At 75.0% G+C, this 15,302-nt stretch carries 13 protein-coding genes and 1 pseudogene; 3 read left to right on the top strand and 11 right to left on the bottom strand.

Annotated elements, in window-relative coordinates:
- Positions 1–36: 36 nt before the first annotated feature.
- The gene (locus NWP10_RS01285) at positions 37–642 is read left to right on the top strand and encodes a hypothetical protein (protein WP_258299607.1); all 606 of its coding nucleotides are present in this window, start codon (positions 37–39) and stop codon (positions 640–642) included.
- 10 nt (positions 643–652) lie between these two features.
- On the top strand, positions 653–1,078 hold the full coding sequence (locus tag NWP10_RS01280) for a DUF805 domain-containing protein (RefSeq protein ID WP_258299606.1): 426 nt from the start codon (positions 653–655) through the stop codon (positions 1,076–1,078).
- Between the two features lie 24 nt (positions 1,079–1,102).
- Here NWP10_RS01280 and NWP10_RS01275 read toward each other — a convergent pair whose 3' ends face one another.
- The 3 genes from NWP10_RS01275 to NWP10_RS01265 all read right to left on the bottom strand — a co-directional run bounded on the left by NWP10_RS01275 (position 1,103) and on the right by NWP10_RS01265 (position 7,737).
- The gene (locus NWP10_RS01275) at positions 1,103–2,539 is read right to left on the bottom strand and encodes a PQQ-binding-like beta-propeller repeat protein (RefSeq protein ID WP_258299605.1); all 1,437 of its coding nucleotides are present in this window, start codon (positions 2,537–2,539) and stop codon (positions 1,103–1,105) included.
- A 216-nt stretch (positions 2,540–2,755) separates the two neighbouring features.
- Positions 2,756–4,162 (bottom strand): aminotransferase class I/II-fold pyridoxal phosphate-dependent enzyme, encoded by a 1,407-nt coding sequence (locus NWP10_RS01270; protein ID WP_375162459.1) that lies wholly within the window; start codon positions 4,160–4,162, stop codon positions 2,756–2,758.
- Between the two features lie 128 nt (positions 4,163–4,290).
- On the bottom strand, positions 4,291–7,737 hold the full coding sequence (locus tag NWP10_RS01265) for a DEAD/DEAH box helicase (protein WP_258299604.1): 3,447 nt from the start codon (positions 7,735–7,737) through the stop codon (positions 4,291–4,293).
- A gap of 134 nt (positions 7,738–7,871) precedes the next feature.
- Here NWP10_RS01265 and NWP10_RS01260 point away from each other — a divergent pair, with 134 nt between their 5' ends.
- A complete protein-coding gene (locus NWP10_RS01260; protein ID WP_258299603.1) occupies positions 7,872–9,533 on the top strand; it encodes an SDR family oxidoreductase in 1,662 nt (553 codons plus the stop codon).
- Here the strand turns inward: NWP10_RS01260 and NWP10_RS01255 are convergent.
- The 8 genes and pseudogenes from NWP10_RS01255 to NWP10_RS01220 all read right to left on the bottom strand — a co-directional run.
- Entirely contained in the window at positions 9,525–10,244 is a 720-nt protein-coding gene (locus NWP10_RS01255) for a glycosyltransferase family 2 protein (RefSeq protein WP_309137684.1), read from the bottom strand. The genes NWP10_RS01260 and NWP10_RS01255 overlap by 9 nt on opposite strands.
- Positions 10,245–10,282: 38 nt before the next feature.
- Positions 10,283–10,849: a hypothetical protein gene (locus NWP10_RS01250; RefSeq protein ID WP_258299601.1), complete on the bottom strand. Its 567-nt coding sequence runs from the start codon at positions 10,847–10,849 to the stop codon at positions 10,283–10,285.
- Between the two features lies 1 nt (position 10,850).
- Positions 10,851–11,231 (bottom strand): lycopene cyclase domain-containing protein, encoded by a 381-nt coding sequence (locus NWP10_RS01245; protein WP_184173273.1) that lies wholly within the window; start codon positions 11,229–11,231, stop codon positions 10,851–10,853.
- Positions 11,228–11,614 carry a lycopene cyclase domain-containing protein gene (locus NWP10_RS01240; protein WP_309137683.1) on the bottom strand — a complete coding sequence of 129 codons (387 nt, stop codon included), beginning with the start codon at positions 11,612–11,614 and terminating at the stop codon, positions 11,228–11,230. Before NWP10_RS01240 ends, NWP10_RS01245 begins: the two co-directional genes overlap by 4 nt.
- Positions 11,615–12,496 carry a prenyltransferase gene (locus NWP10_RS01235; RefSeq protein ID WP_258299600.1) on the bottom strand — a complete coding sequence of 294 codons (882 nt, stop codon included), beginning with the start codon at positions 12,494–12,496 and terminating at the stop codon, positions 11,615–11,617.
- Positions 12,493–14,187 (bottom strand): phytoene desaturase family protein, encoded by a 1,695-nt coding sequence (gene crtI, locus NWP10_RS01230; protein ID WP_258299599.1) that lies wholly within the window; start codon positions 14,185–14,187, stop codon positions 12,493–12,495. Before crtI ends, NWP10_RS01235 begins: the two co-directional genes overlap by 4 nt.
- A complete protein-coding gene (locus NWP10_RS01225) occupies positions 14,184–15,116 on the bottom strand; it encodes a squalene/phytoene synthase family protein (protein ID WP_258299598.1) in 933 nt (310 codons plus the stop codon). The genes crtI and NWP10_RS01225 overlap by 4 nt, the downstream gene beginning before the upstream one ends.
- Position 15,117: 1 nt before the next feature.
- Positions 15,118–15,302 (bottom strand): annotated as a pseudogene (locus NWP10_RS01220) (polyprenyl synthetase family protein); the annotation flags it as partial.

Here is a 15,302-nt window from a genome sequence, read left to right as displayed (position 1 = left end):
GGATGACGCATGTCACACGTGATGCGAGGGGGAACCATGACGGACACGACCACGGCCCGCCCCATGCGGCCGACCCACCACGACGACGACCCGCCCGTCCGCGGGGTCGGCCACCTCCGGCACCCGGTGGTGTCGGGCGGGCTGATCGGGGTGATCGGCGGCGGTGCCTTCCTGTTCGGCGGGATCGCGGGGCTGCCGGCCGAGCACCGGGGCACGCTGCGGGGCGTCGCCATCTCGCTCATCAGCTTCACCCTGGCGGTCGTACTGCTGCGCCGGCGGGTGCTGCCCGCGGTGCAGGCGCCCGCCCGCGACGCGCTGCGCGTCTACGGGATCGCCGTCGTCGCGATGCTGGCGCTGTTCCCCGTGACGCGCCTGGTAGCGCTCGCGCTCGACGCCTCGACGGCGCAGATCGCCCTGGTGGCCGCCGTGGTGGGCGGGCACTTCCTTCCGTTCGCCCGGGCGTTCCGGGCCCCGGTGTTCTGGTGGATCGGCGGGGCGATGGCGGTGCTGGGGCTCGCCGGTGCCGCACTCGCGGCTCTCGGCGATCCCGTGGCCGGGCCCGCGGGGGCGGCCGCAGCGGGGGCTGCGATGCTCGTGATCGTCGCGACACAGGGGCTGCTGGCGTCCCCTCGGCAGGACTGAGGGCCGGACCATGATCATGCTTCAGGCCATTCGCCGCTACTACGCCGGCTACGCGCAGTTCAGCGGGCGTGCCTCCCGCGCCGACTTCTGGCTCGCGGCGCTCTACGTGTGGCTCCTGCAGACCGCCGTTCACTTCGTGTCCACCGCCCTGGACGTGTTCATCCTCGGCTCCCCGGACCTGTCCCTCCGGGACGCGGCCGTCCTCCTGGTGGGGGTCACGCACGCACTCCCCTCGCTCGCTCTGCTCGCCCGGCGCCTCCACGACGCCGGCTTCAGCCGCGCGTGGCTGTTCCTCGGGCTGGTGCCGTTCGTCGGCCCGCTCACACTGCTCGTGTTCGCGCTCCAGCCGTCCGCCCCGCGCCTCGGACACCCTGCCGACGCGTCGGACCCGGTTCCGGCGGGGGTCACGGCCTCCGCCACGGCCGCGCGGCGCTGACCCCCGCCGCCATGTCCGGCCCGATCAGTGGTCGTGGTCGGTGTGCTCGTCGTGGCCGGACTCGGCGTCCGCGGCCTCCTCGGGCTTCACGGACTCCGGCTGGCCGGTGACCACGGCCATCTCGACCGGGGCGAACTCCAGGTCCTTCTCCAGGACGGTCTCGCCGGTCTCCAGGTCGACGGCCACGAGCTTCTGGGCCTCCGCGTTGGTGACGTAAGCGGTGTTCCCGGCCACCTTGAGGATCGGGCCGGGCTCCTGCCACTCGTCCTTCTCCTTCCATGGCTCGATCACCGGGTACTCAGCGGTGACCTCACCGGTCTCCTCGTCGATCACGTTGACCTCGCCGTCGTAGGTCAGCACGACCGCGGAGCCGTCCTCGGCGCGGCCGAGCGAGCGGAACCAGTAGGAGGAGCCGAGGTCCACGGTGGTGAGTTCATCGGTGCGGGTGTCGATGAGGGCGATCGCCGTGGGCCGCTCGACAGCCTCCGTCGGCTCCTCCTCGACCTTGTGATCACCCAGGACGATGGGCGAGTCGTGCAGCCCGAACAGGTTCCCGGAGCGCTGGTACTCGGTCTCGACCTCCACCTTGTGGAACTCGCCGTCCCGGTACACGACGGGCCCGTTCTCACAGCCCATCACGACGACGTCGCCCGCCTCCGTCGGCTGGGCCGCAGCCTCGCCGTGACTGCCGGGGCAGTCGTCGGTCTCGGCCGTGACCTCGCCGGTCGTCGGGTCGATCACCTGGAGCGTGTCCCGGGAGTCCTCGGTGCCCTGCGTGGTGAAGAGGGTGCCGTCGGAGAGCTCGAGCGCCACGCCGTGGTGCGGGTCCTCGGTCTCGGCCTCCGTCATGACGGGCATGAGGTCCGGGGTCGCCTTGTCCAGGTGGGTCGAGTCGAAGGTGCGGATCGCGCCCGTGCCGTCCGCGAAGAGGGTGGTCCTGCCGTTGTGGGTGACGACGTGGCCGGGGTGCTCACCCGGGAACGTCACGCCGGTCATGCCGGGCGCGGACTCGTAGTTGTGGACGTGATCGCCGTGGGCCTTGGCCTGGATGCCGGTGGAGAACACCTCCCAGCCGTTCCCGGTGGTCACCAGGACGTCCTTGCCGTTGCCGGCGTTGCTCAGCCGCGTGAAGCCCGGGACGTCCTGCTCCTTCACCACCTCACCGGACTCGGCGTCGAGCAGCGTGAGCCCGTCCTCGTGCGAGAGCAGGATGCGCGGGGTCACCGCGGAGACCTCGGTGGTCTGGGTCGGGTCGACGCGCTCCTCCTCGGAGACGGAGGAGGCCGCCGTCGTTTCACCCGACGTCGACTCGGCGCCGTCCGAGGCGGAGGCGGGGGCCGACGTCGGGCCAGACGGGGCGGCGTCCCCACCGCACGCCGTGAGGGCGATGGCCGCGGCGGCGAGGGTGGCGGAGAAGGCGGCGGTGCGCGTGGAACGGCACTGCGGGGCGGAGTGGGACACGGTGAACCTTTCACGAGGGCGAGAAGATGCGACCGGTTCACAATAAGGACTGTTGCGGATGCTTCGCAATATGATGACGGCGGGTGCCGCCCCGTCGCGGGAACCGGCACGTGACGCCCTCGACGCGGCGACCGGGCCGTCAACGGCACGCCGCTCGGGCGCCACTACCGGCTGGGCGGCTGAGCCGCCGGACGGTGCGGCGCGCGGCGGAGCCCGTCAGGCCAGGCCGCGCGCCGCATGCCAGGCGGCGATCCGCTCGAGCGCCTCGTGGACGGCGTCCGGGTCGGCGGCGAAGGAGAGGCGGACGAACTCGGGCCCGTGGACGGCGTCGAAGTCGTCGCCGGGGGTCAGCGCGACGCCGGCCTCCTCCAGCAGGGCGGCGCAGTAGCCGACGGCGCTGCCGAACTCCGCCAGCATGCCCGGGGCGAGGCGGGCCCACAGGTAGAAGGCGCCGTCGGCGGGGGCGGCGTCGGCCCAGCCGAGTCGGGGCAGGGCGGCCAGCACGACGCCGCGCGTCGCCGTGAAGCCGCCGGCCTGCTCGGCGCAGAACGCGTAGGACTCCTCGCTGAACGCCTCGACCGCCGCGCGCTGCGCCGCCGCGGGCGGGCACAGGGCCACGGAGCCGGCGAGCCCGTCGATCGCGCCGGCGAGGTCCTCCGGCATGAGCATCCAGCCCAGTCGCCAGCCGGGCATGCCCCAGTACTTGGAGAAGGAGCTGATCACCATCGCGGTGCGGGAGGTCGCCCATGCGCACGCCCCCACGCTTTCGTGCGGGAAACGGGAGCCTTCCGCACCCGGCGCACCGCCCGCCGCCCCGCCACCCGCCGGGCCGCCGTCGTCGTCGCCCGACCGCGGGTGCACGATCCCGTGGTAGATCTCGTCCGAGACGAGCCGCACATCGCGTTCCTCGCACCAGCGGGCGAGCTCGGCGAGCTCGTCGGCGCTGACCATCGTGCCCGTGGGATTGGACGGGGACGCCAGGACCAGCCCCGCGACCGGCCCCTCCGCGAGCGCGGCCTCCAGGTGCGCGACCGTCGGCTGGTAGCGCGTCGACGCGTCCACGCCCACCTCGACCACCTCGCAGCCGAGCGCGGCCAGGATGTTGCGGTACGCCGGATAGCCGGGGCGCGGCAGCACCACGCGGTCGCCCGGGGAGAACGCGGCGAGGAAGCCGAGCATGAACGCCCCCGAGGAGCCGGTGGTGATCGCGACCTGCTCGGGGCGCACGTCGATCCCGTACCAGCGTCGGTAGTGACCGGCGACGGCGGCCCGCAGCTCCGGCAGGCCCAGTGCGGGGGTGTAGGTGAGCGGCGTGCCGGAGGCGTGGACCTCGGCCGCGGCCGCGCTCACGGTGGGCGGGGCGCCCCCGCCCGGCTCCCCGGCGCAGAGGCTGATGACGTCGCGGCCGGCGGCGCGCAGCTCGGCGACCCGGCCGAGGATGGTCATCACCGTGAACGGCGGGACCTGGGAGCGGGCGGACGGGGCGAAGGCGGGGGCGACCGGCGAGGCCGGATCTCCCGGCGCGGCCTGGTCCTCAGGCGCGGCGTCGGCGACGGGCGAGGCGGGGGCGAGGGCGGCGACGTCGTGGTGGGTGCCGGGGTCGAGGCGGGGCTGCGGGTCCATGGGCCGAGGCTACCCACGCCCCCACGCGCCTTCTGTGCGGGAGACGGGGAGCGAGCCTCCCGTTTCCCGCACGAAAGCACCGCCCAAGCCTCCCGTTTCCCGCACGAAAGCGCCGCCCGGAGGGGCGCTCAGTCCTCGGCGCCGAGCAGCTCCCGGATGTCCTCGGCGGTGAGGGAGTCGGTGAAGGCGCCGGCGCCGGAGTCGTCGGACTCGTCCATGAGCGCACCGAACAGCTCGGCCTTGCGCCGTTGCAGCTCGAGCACCTTCTCCTCGATCGTCCCCTCGGACACGAGCCGGTAGACCATCACGGTCCGCTCCTGCCCGATCCGGTGCGCCCGGTCCACTGCCTGCGCCTCCGCGGCGGGGTTCCACCACGGATCCATGAGGAACACGTAGTCCGCCTCGGTGAGGGTCAGGCCGAAGCCGCCCGCCTTCAGGGAGATCAGGAACACCGGCGCCTCGCCCTCGCGGAAGCCGCGGATCACCTCGGCGCGCCCGCGCGTGGAGCCGTCGAGGTATGCGTGCTCGATCTCCAGGTGGTCCAGCTCCTCCGCGATCACCCGCAGGAAGCTGGTGAACTGGCTGAACACGATCACGCGGTGCCCCTCGCCGATCACCTCGGTGAGGTCGTCGAGGAACCGCTCGAGCTTGGAGCTGGGCACGGAGGCGTACTGGTCGTCCACGATCTGCGGCGCCAGCGCCAGCATCCGCAGCAGCGTGAGCGACTTGAAGATGGTGAACCGGTTGCCGTCCATGTCCCCGAGCAGCCCGAGGACCTTGCGGCGCTCGCGCTGGAGCACACGGTCATAGAGCTTGCGGTGGGCGGGCTCGAGCTCCACGTTCAGCACCTGCTCCTGCTTGGGCGGCAGGTCCTTGGCCACGAGCTCCTTGGAGCGGCGCAGCATGAACGGGCGCACGCGCCGCCGCAGCGCGACCATGCGCTCGGGGTCCTCCCCGGTCTCGATGGGCGTCACGTAGGCCTCGCGGAAGCGCCGGTGGCTGGGGAACAGCCCGGGCACGACGACGCCCAGCAGCGCCCACAGGTCGCTCAGCGAGTTCTCCATCGGCGTGCCGGTGATGGCCAGCCGGAAGGGGGCGCGCAGGTCGCGGGCCACGGTGTGCACCTTCGCGGCGCGGTTCTTGAGGAACTGGGCCTCGTCGAACACCACGCCGCCCCAGTCGATCCCGCCGAACTGGCCGGCATCGATCCTCAGGAGCGTGTAGGAGGTGACCACGACGTCGGCGCCCGCGGCCTCGGCGGCCACGTCCGTGCCGCGCTTGCGGACGGTGGTGTCCAGCACACGCACGTCCAGGTCGGGGGTGAACTTCTGGGCCTCGGCGGCCCACACGGACACCACGGAGCTGGGCGCGACCACGAGGAACGGCGGCCGCTCGGGCCGAGCCTGGCGTGCGTGGGCGAAGAGCGCGAGGGTCTGGACGGTCTTGCCCAGGCCCATGTCGTCGGCCAGGATCCCGCCGAGGTCCTGCTCCCACAGGAAGGCCAGCCAGCGCAGCCCGTCCTCCTGGTAGGGGCGCAGGTCGGCGCGCAGCCCGGCGGGCTTCGGCGCCTCGGGGAGGCGCTCCACGGCGGCCAGACGCCCGACGGCGGCGGTCCACTCGGGGTCCTCCTCCACCTCGTCCGCGAGCTCCTTGAGATCCTCCCAGAAGCCCACCTGGTGGCGGGAGACGGCCGTGTTCTCGGGCGTCCACTCCTGCAGGGTGGCGGCCTCGGAGAGCAGGGCGCGCAGCCGGTCGAAGGCGGGGTGGTCGAGGCCGAGGTAGGAGCCGTCGGCGAGGATGAGCGTGGTCTTGCCCTGCACGAGCGCGGTGAACAGCTCCACGAACGGCAGCACGTGCCCGTCCACGGAGACCTGCACGCCGAGGTCGAACCAGTCGTTCTGCGTGGCCTTCGTGCCCACCTCGATGCGGGGGGCGGACTTCAGCTCGCGGTAGTCGGGGCGGTGGCCGGTGACGTCCACGCGCACGTGCTCGGCCTGCTGCAGCAGCGGCAGCACCTGCTCGGAGAACCGGGCGGCGCCCACGCCCTCGAGGACCTGTTCCTCGGCGCGGCCGGCGCGCGGCCAGAGCTCGGCGACGGCGCGCAGCACCGCGTCCTCGTGCCGGGTGTCCCGCAGGGGGTCGCCGCCGGCGTCGAGGCCGAGTTCGCGGGGCGGGTCGAAGTAGAGCCAGGACCAGCGCAGCACGAGCTCGTGGTCGGGCCGGAAGTCGGCGCGCAGCCGCAGCACGGGCGGCTCGAACTCGGGCAGCTCCACGGAGGCGTCGCCGCTGGTCACGGGCAGCGTGCCACGCAGCCGCGGGTAGATCCGGCCGAGGAACTCCTCACGGTCCGCGGCGGGCACGCGCACGGGCCCGCCGGCGAGCACGATCTGCTGGACGGCCTCGGGGACGGGCCGTTCGGCGGGGATCAGGTGGAGCACGGCCTGCTCGTCCGTGAGGTCCACGCGGTAGAAGCCGATGCCGCCCACCGCGTGCACGCCGGCCAGGCCCCGGCCGAGCGGGGCGGGGTCCAGGGACGGGGCGACGTCGAGGCCGCCGTCCGGGGCGCGGGTGACGTCCAGCCCGACGGCGGCGGGGGCCTCCAGCACCACGTCCGTCAGCAGCCCCAGCGGCACGAGCTCCACCCCGACCTCGCGGGCCTCCGCGAGCAGCTGCCAGATCCGCGGGGAGTCGAAGGAGTGCAGCCCGAACCAGGCGTCCGTGGGGTAGGAGTCCTCGGCCTGCAGCTGCCGCCAGATCAGGCGCATGGCCCGCTCCTGGTCGGGGGCGAACTCGGCGCGGCCGAACTGGAAGTTCTTCCAGGTCAGCCCGCCCTTGATCCAGGTCCCCTTGGCGCCGCGCTTGAGGGGTCGCAGGGTGACGTACAGCGGCCGGCCCTCACGCACCTGGTCCTCGCCGGCGGGCGCCGGGCCCCACTGCTGGAACGCGTTGCGGGAGGACTCGGCCACGAGCTCCACGCCGATCGCCAGGGCGGGCGGGGCGCCGAGGCGGCGGGGGGCGTCGAGGCCGGCGAGCGGCTCCATCACGCGGCGCCAGTCCAGGCCGGAGTGCGGCGCCTCGGGGGCGGCCGACTCCCCGTCCGGGCCCGCGGCCGCGCCGCGCGGGCCGGCGTCAGGGTGGGCGGCGTCGTCGTGGCCCCGTCCGGCGGGCGCGGGCAGCGCGTCCGCCGTGGTGACCATCTCGGCGAGCTTGCGACGGGCGTCGTCGAGGGCCTGGTCGGCGTCGAGGCGGACCACCTGGTAGAGCGCCGCGGCCACGTGCTTGCAGTCCGTGCCGACGGGGCACGTGCAGCGCCCGCCCACCGGCTCCATGAGGGCGCCGGCCTCGGCGGCGTCGTCGAAGGCCTGCTGGAGCGTCACCTGCACGCGGTAGGGGTTCGGCGCGGTGCCCTGCACGGAGGCGCTCAGGCGGCCGGTGGCGGCGTCGTAGCGCATTCGCCCCACGGCACCCGACGCGGCGATCGCGAACCCGCGGTCCGCACTGGTGGGCCCGACGACGGCGCGGATGGCCTCGGTGCGCAGGTGCGGCAGGACGTCTCCGGAATCTGCAGTGGCCATAGCGAGCAGTCTTTCACGGACCGTGCCGGGCCCGCTCCGGCCGACACCGGCCCGGCGGCGTGCCCACTCACGGGCCCCGGGTCCGCACACCCGAGACCTTCAGGCCGACCCGCCCCGGACCCTAGAGTGCCCCCATGGCGTCCACACAGCACTCCCCCGTCCCCGCCGGTGCCACGCCGGCGCCCCACACCTCCCCCCTCGGCCTGTCCCTGCCGGAAGGCCGGGGCCGTCGCGTCCTCGTCACCGGTGCCACCGGGTACGTGGGCGGGCGCCTCATCCCCGAACTGCTCGCCGCCGGCTTCGACGTCCGGGCCGGCGCCCGGAACCCCTCCGACCTCGCGGCCCGTCCGTGGTCGGACAGCATCGAGGCGGTGGAGCTCGACCTCACCGAGGCGGACCTCGTGGAAGCCGCCATGCAGGACGTGCACACCGTGCTCTACCTCGTGCACTCCATGGGCGGGGGCGGTGACTTCGTGGCCCAGGAGCAGCGGATCGCGGACATCGTGGGCACCGCCGCGGACACGGCCGGCGTGGCCCAGCTCGTCTATCTCTCCGGCCTGCACCCGGACACGACCCCCGTCGCGGAGCTGTCCGACCACATGCGCTCCCGCGCGCTCGTGGCCGAGCGTCTCGAGCAGGCGGCGACGCCGGCGCTGACGTTCGAGGCCGGGGTGATCATCGGCTCGGGCTCCACCTCGTTCGAGATGATCCGCCACCTCTCCGAACGGCTGCCCGTGATGCCCGGCCCGTCCTGGCTGAAGAACCGGGTGGAGCCGCTGGCCATCCGCGACGTCCTGTACTACCTCCTGCAGGCCTGCGCCCTCCCGGAGCCCGTGCAGCTGAGGGCACAGATCGGCAACGGACACCCCCAGTCGTTCGCAAGCGTGCTGGTGGACTACGCCCAGGCCGCCGGCCTGTCCCGGCGCATCGTGATCCCCACTCCGTTCCCGCTGCAGACCCTGGCGGGCTTCTGGATCGGCATGGTGACCCCCATCCCGGTCGCGGTGGCCCTGCCCCTGGCCGCATCCCTCGCCGAGGAGGCGGTCGTGGAGGACCGCTCGGTCCGCGACCTCATCCCGGACCCGCCGGGCGGGCTGACCTCCTACATGGACGCCGTGCGGCTGGCGCTGAAGCGGGAGAAGGAGGGCCCCCTGGACGTCACCTTCGACGCGGACGTCCACGCCGCCGCCGACCCGGCCGACCCGCTGCCCTCGGACCCGGACTGGTCCGGCACCACCGTGTACACGGACGAGCGGGAGCGCGAGTCGGATCTGCCGCCGCAGGACGTCTGGCCCGTGATCGAGTCCGTCGGCGGGGCCAACGGCTGGTACTCCACGCCCATGCTCTGGAAGGTCCGCGGCCTCGCAGACAAGCTCGTCGGCGGGCCCGGCCTGCTCCGGGGCCGGCGGGACCAGGACCGGCTGCGCCGCGGCGACGCCGTCGACTGGTGGCGGGTGGAGGACGTGGAGCACGGCCGCCGGCTCACGCTGCGCGCCGAGATGAAGGCCGGCGGCCGGGCGTGGCTGCAGATGTCCACCGAGCCGCGGGACGGCGGCGGCTCCGTCTACCGCCAGCGGGCGATCTTCATGCCGGACGGCCTGCTGGGCCGCGCCTACTGGACGGCCATCCTGCCGTTCCACGCCGTGGTCTTCCCCGAGATGGCCGCCAACATCCTCGCCGAGGCCCAGCGGCGCACCACGGGCGGGGAACGGCGGCGGCCCCGGAGTCTCGCCCGCGCCCTCGTGGACCGGCTGCCGCTGCGCAGGAACCCGCTGGACCGCGGCGCCTCAGCGTGAGCGTCGCGCCCGCCGGACCCAGCGCATCCCCGGGGAGAGCAGCGCCCAGTTGAGGCGCAGGGTCGTCACGGCCATCCGCAGCTGCCGCACGCGCGCCGGCAGGGACGTGAAGATCCGCCCGGCCGCCCCCACGTGCAGCCGGCGGTCGTGGACCACGCTTCCGACGTCGGCCAGGCCGAGGTGGAAGGAGAGGTCCAGGTCGTCGTGGACGTCGGGGCGGCGCCGGTGCACGCGCCCGCGCACGGCCCGCCACGCCTCGGCGCGCAGGCCGAGATTCGAGCCCCACAGTGCGGTCCCGGCCACCGCCGCCCCCGCCCCGAACCGGTACGCCGCGCTGTAGGCGCGCGAGCGCAGCCGAGCGAGGAGACGCGGCTGGTCGTAGAAGGTGCCGGGACCGGTGAGGGCGGCCAGGTCCGGCTCGGCCTCGAACCGGCCGGCGGCGCGGGCCACCCAGTCCGGCGGCGGGCGGGTGTCCGCGTCGCAGCGCAGGATCACGTCCCCGACGGCGGCGTCGTAGCCGGCGGCCGCGGCGGCGGGAATGCCCCGGAGAGGCTCGTGCACCACGCGGGCGCCCGCCTCCCGGGCCACCGCGGAGGACTCGTCCGTGCTGCCGTTGTCCACCACGATCACCTCGTCCGCAGGGCGCGTCTGCCGGGCCAGGTGCCGCAGGCACTCGCGCAGGTGGGCGGCGTCGTCGAGCACGGGGATCACCACGGACACCGTGAGCGCCCCGGCAGGCCGGCCGCCGCTCACCGCGCGGACCCCGCGGCCCGCAGCTGCTCACGCACGGCGAGCGCGGCGCCCGCACCAGCGCCGAGCAGGTCGGCGGCGAGGTCGCCGATGGTGTCGTCGTAGCCGACCCCGATCTCCGCGGTGACCACGGTGTGCCCCCACCACTCGGCCAGCTCCCACAGCACGCCCAGGCCCACGCCGGCGCCCGTCAGCGCCGCGGCGGACAGCACCGGCCCGAGCCGGCGCACCAGCGCGCCCGGGTCCTCGCCCCGGCGGCGCAGCCGGGCCCGCGCGGCCACGGCCACCAGCCCGACGACGGCGGCGCTCGCCGCCGCGTGCATCACCAGGTCCAGCGCCTCGACCCGGTGGTAGAGCCCGGTCACGCTGAACCAGCCGGCCGCGAGCAGCACCGCCTGCGCGCCCCAGTCCAGGGCGGAGCCGGGCACGAGCCAGCGGGTGAGCCACTGCGCACCGAACACGAGGAGCATCACGGCAGCGGACGGCCAGCCGGCCACCGCCCACGCGGCCGGGATGAGCACGAGACCGAGGGCGCGCAGCAGGTCAGCCGGGATGAGCGGGAGCACGTCAGCGCCCCGCGTCCGCCGTGCTGGAGCCGTCGCCCGTGGGCTCGGCGCCGCCGTCAGGCGACCGCTCCCCTCCCCGGCGACGGCGCCCCGTCAGCAGCAGCCACACCGCCGGCAGCAGCAGCGCCGAGCCCAGCGGGTAGGCGAAGTCCTCGATGGGCGCGAGCCCGACGTAGATCCCGGAGAGCAGGTCGTGGCCGTAGTCGAACAGGCCGGCGGCGATCATGACGTTGTCGAAGACGGCCGTGAGCACCCACAGGGACGCCAGCGCCGCGGCGATGGCCGCCGTGTGCCGGGCGCGCACCCGCCCGGTCAGCGCGACCGCCACGAGGACGGCCGCGGCGAGGCCGACGAAGACGAGGATCAGGTCCAGGAAGGTCATCGCGTCCCCCCGGCCGCCGTCGTGACCCCGGTCCGGGCCGCACTCCACCCCGGCTCCACCCCGGCCCGTTGCCCGGCGCGGTGCTCCAGGATCCGCACGGCCCCGGTGAACAGGACCATGGTGATCTGGCTGAGGAAGAGCAGGAAGAAGCCCTCCTCCAGCGGCAGCTGCGGGGCCAGCATGACGCCGGTCATGTACGGGGAGTCGCGGTGCAGGAACACGCCCTCGGCGATCCCCCACACGTCCCAGGCCAGGAAGTACGCCATCCCGACGGCGAGCACCGCCAGCGCGGCGCCGGGCCGGGCCCACAGGAAGAGGCGGTGGCGCCAGTCGAGCAGGGCCATGCAGCCGATCACGGCCAGCAGCGTCAGCAGGTAGACCATTCACACCCCTCCCCGGGCCAGCGCCCAGCCGATCAGCAGCAGGGTCACCAGGAACCCCGTCACGTAGTTCAGCGGCAGGAACAGCCGCCAGCCGCGGTGCGCCGCCCCGGACGTCGCGTCCGTGACGGCGCGGAAGCGCAGCACGTTGAGCACGTAGGGCACCGCCAGCAGGGCCGCGAGAGGGCCGGGCCACTCCGTGCCCAGCATCAGCAGGCCCGCGCCCGCGTAGAGCGCGGCCGCGAGCCACACCGTGGGCCGGGCGCCGAGCACCGTGGCCACGGAGGCCAGCCCGCCCTCGCGGTCCGGAACCACGTCCTGCACCGCGCCGAACATCTGCGAGGCCATCCCCCACAGGAAGAACCCGCCCAGCAGCGCCCACAGCGCGGGCGTGAACGCGGCCCCGGCGAGCACCAGCCCGTAGAGCGCCGGGGAGACGAAGTGCGTGGCCGACGTCGCCGCGTCCAGGAACGGCCGCTCCTTGAACCGCAGCCCCGCCCACGAGTACGCGACCACCGCGAACAGGCTCACCGCCAGCACCGCGAGGGCGTCCCACTGCCCCCGGGCGATCGACCATCCGGCCAGCACCGCCACGAACGGCACGGCCACGAGGCAGGACCACCGCAGCACGCGGCGGCGCACGACGGGGTCCGCCAGCACCGAGCCCTCCACCCCGCCCTTGCGCGGATTGCGCAGGTCCGAGGCGAAGTCGAAGACGTCGTTGATGCCGTACATGGCCAGGTTGTACGGCACCAGGAAGAACACCGTGCCGAGCACCACGAGCCACGCGGGCAGGCCGCCCGTGAGGATCGCGGCGGCCGCGAACGGATACGCCGTGTTCACCCAGCTCACGGGGCGCGAGGCCCAGAACAGCGTGCGGATCACGACGCCGCCACTCGGCCCCGGCGGGCGCCGTCGTCGTCCTGGGATCTGCCCCGGCGCTGGGCGCGGAGCGCATCCCGCCGCGCGGCGTGCCGCAGCTCCTCCCGGACGACCTCCGCCGAGATCAGGCACATGGGCACGCCGATGCCCGGGCGCACGGAGGAGCCGGCGTACAGCAGCCCGGCCACGTCCGCGTCCCGCACGGAGGGGCGGAACATCGCGGACTGGGCGAGGGTGTGCCCGGGGCCCAGCATGGAGCCGCGCCAGGCGTGCACGTCCGCGGCGAAGTCCCCGGGCCCGATCGTCCGGCGCACCACGATCCGCTCGTGCAGGTCCTCGATCCCGGTCCAGCGGGCGAGCTGGTCCAGGGCGCGGTCCGCCACGGCCTCCACCTGCGCGTCCCCCTCGCGCTCCACCCGCCAGCCGTCGCCCTCGCGGATCCGGATCCCGCCGCGGCCCCAGCCGGGCTCGGCGGGGGCGGGCACCAGCACGAACAGGGACTCGTCCCCGTCCGGGGCGACCCCCGGGTCCGTGGCGGAGGTGCGCGAGACGTAGATCGACGTGTCCGCAGCGAGGTCCTCTCCCCGCTCGATGCGCCCGAAGTTGTCCTCCCAGTCCGCCGTGAACAGCAGCGTGTGGTGGGCCAGCTGCGGCAGCGCCCCGCGCACGCCCACACACACGAGCACCCCGGAGGGGCCGGGGTCGCGGCGGTCCCACGCGGACTCGGCCACGCGCTGGGCCGGCGGCAGCAGCGCGGTCTGCACGTGGTGCAGGTCCGCGGCGGCCACCACGACGTCCGCGGGCAGGCGGCGCTCGGTCCCGCCCTGCCGGACGACGACGCCGGTCACCCGGCCCCGGCGGCGGCGCCGACGCGCGGCGTCCTCGACCTCGATCCGGGTCGCCTCGGCGCCGGTGACGACCTCCACCCCGGCCTCGCGCACCAGGTCCGCCATGGCGTCCACGAGCGCGGCGAACCCGCCGATCGGGTACTGGACGCCGTCCCTCAGGTCCAGGTGGGACATGAGGTGGTACATGGCGGGCGCCCGGTCCGGCGAGGTCCCCAGGAACACGGCCGGGTAGCCGAGGATCTGGCGGATCCGTGGGTCCCGGAAGCGGGCGGAGACGTGCGCGCGCAGCCCGCCGAGCAGCTGGGGCCCCAACGACGGCAGCGCCCGCAGCACCGCGGGACGGGCGAGGTCCGCCGGCCGGCGGAAGTCCGTGTAGAGGAAATGCTCCTTGGCCAGCTCGTACACGCGGCCGGCCGAGTCCAGGTAGGCCCGCAGCCGCTCCCCCGCACCCGGCTCCAGCGACTCGACCAGCTCCTCGGCGTGGCCGGTGCGCACGTCCACGGGTGGGGCGTCCAGGTGGTCCTCGAAGTACACGCGGTAGCCGGGGTCCAGTCGGCGCAGGTCCAGGCGCTCGGCGGCGGAGGCGCCCATGAGCCGGAACCAGCGGTCGATCACCTCGGGCATGAGGTACCAGGACGGACCCGTGTCGAAGGCGAAGCCCTCCGCGGACCACCGCCCGGACCGGCCACCCAGCCCGTCGTTCCGCTCGAGCAGGGTCACGCGGTGGCCGTCGCGGGCGAGCAGCCCCGCCGTCGCCAGCCCGGCGAACCCGCCGCCGATCACCACGGCGCGCGGGCCGTCGTCGTGCGCCGCGGCACCGGATGCGACGTTCGGCGCCGCGCTCACCGGCGGCCTCCCCGGCGTCGTCGGGCCACGGCCAGGCCGGCCTGCTCCGCCAGCACCCGGGCGGCGATGCGGGCCTTCTGGGCGTCCGGCACGCGCACGCGGCGGCGGGCCAGCTCGGCGGCGGGGGTGGCCTCGATCCGGTCCGCGAGCGCCGCGAACAGCCCGTGGGCCAGGGCGACCGCGCGGCCGGCCCGCGGGTCGAGGGCGCGGATGCCGGGCAGGGCGGCGGCGAGGTCGGCACGGACCTCGGCCACGAGCTCGGCCTTGCGCGCCTCGGTGAGCTCGTCCGGGGCGGCGCCGGGCAGGTAGGTGCGGCCGAGACCGTCGTGGTCCGCGGCGAGGTCCCGCAGGAAGTTCACCTTCTGGAAGGCGGCGCCGAGGCGGGCGGCCTGCGCGCGGATCGCCTCGCGCTCGGCCGGGGTCCGCGCCCGGGTGCCGGGCAGGGAGAGGAACACCTGCAGGCACATCAGCCCCACCACCTCGGCGGAGCCGTGGATGTAGGCCGCCAGCGACTCCGCCCCGTGCTCGCTGACCCCCAGGTCCGCGCGCATGGAGGCGAAGAACGGGCGGGTCAGCTCCGGGGTGATCCCGTGCCGGCGGGCGACGTCCCCGAACGCGTGCAGCACGAGGTCCGTGGAGAAGCCGCTGGCCATGGCCGCCTCGCAGGCCCGCTCGTAGTCGTCCAGGGCGGCGCGGACCCGCTGCGGGTCCAGGCCCGCGGCCTGCGCGACGCCGTCCACCGCCTCGTCCGCCACGCGCACCATCGCGTAGATCGCCTCGACGTCCCGGCGGGCCTCGCGCGGCAGGGTGCGGCAGGCCCACGAGAAGGAGGTGGAGTAGCGGCGGATCACCCGGCCGGCGGCGGCGCGGGCGGTGCGGGTGTACAGGGGCGCGTCGGTGGGCACGGGGGGTGCGGGGGGCGCGGTCATCTCAGGAGCTCCTCGTCAGGACGGCGTGGCAGGCGTCGGCGAACTCGGCGCAGGCGGCCTCGCCCAGGGGCAGGACGGCCAGGTGCTCGGCGGCGCGGCGCGTCAGCTCCTCGGCCACCTGCAGGGCGTGCTCGCGGGCCCCGGCGGCCTCGAGGGCGCGGCGGGCGGCCTCGAGCTCTTCGGGGG

Source organism: Micrococcus sp. HG099 (assembly GCF_024723355.1).
GTDB lineage: Bacteria > Actinomycetota > Actinomycetes > Actinomycetales > Micrococcaceae > Micrococcus > Micrococcus endophyticus.
Note: the sequence above shows the minus strand (reverse complement) of the source record. Positions and strands in the feature narration are given on the sequence as shown.

Coding starts and splice junctions, on each gene's coding strand:
- NWP10_RS01285 (WP_258299607.1), top strand. CDS start 37: ATGACGGACACGACCACGGCCCGCCCCATGCGGCCGACCCACCACGAC.
- NWP10_RS01280 (WP_258299606.1), top strand. CDS start 653: ATGATCATGCTTCAGGCCATTCGCCGCTACTACGCCGGCTACGCGCAG.
- NWP10_RS01270 (WP_375162459.1), bottom strand. CDS start 4,162: ATGGACCCGCAGCCCCGCCTCGACCCCGGCACCCACCACGACGTCGCC.
- NWP10_RS01265 (WP_258299604.1), bottom strand. CDS start 7,737: ATGGCCACTGCAGATTCCGGAGACGTCCTGCCGCACCTGCGCACCGAG.
- NWP10_RS01260 (WP_258299603.1), top strand. CDS start 7,872: ATGGCGTCCACACAGCACTCCCCCGTCCCCGCCGGTGCCACGCCGGCG.
- NWP10_RS01245 (WP_184173273.1), bottom strand. CDS start 11,231: ATGACCTTCCTGGACCTGATCCTCGTCTTCGTCGGCCTCGCCGCGGCC.
- NWP10_RS01240 (WP_309137683.1), bottom strand. CDS start 11,614: ATGGTCTACCTGCTGACGCTGCTGGCCGTGATCGGCTGCATGGCCCTG.
- NWP10_RS01225 (WP_258299598.1), bottom strand. CDS start 15,116: ATGACCGCGCCCCCCGCACCCCCCGTGCCCACCGACGCGCCCCTGTAC.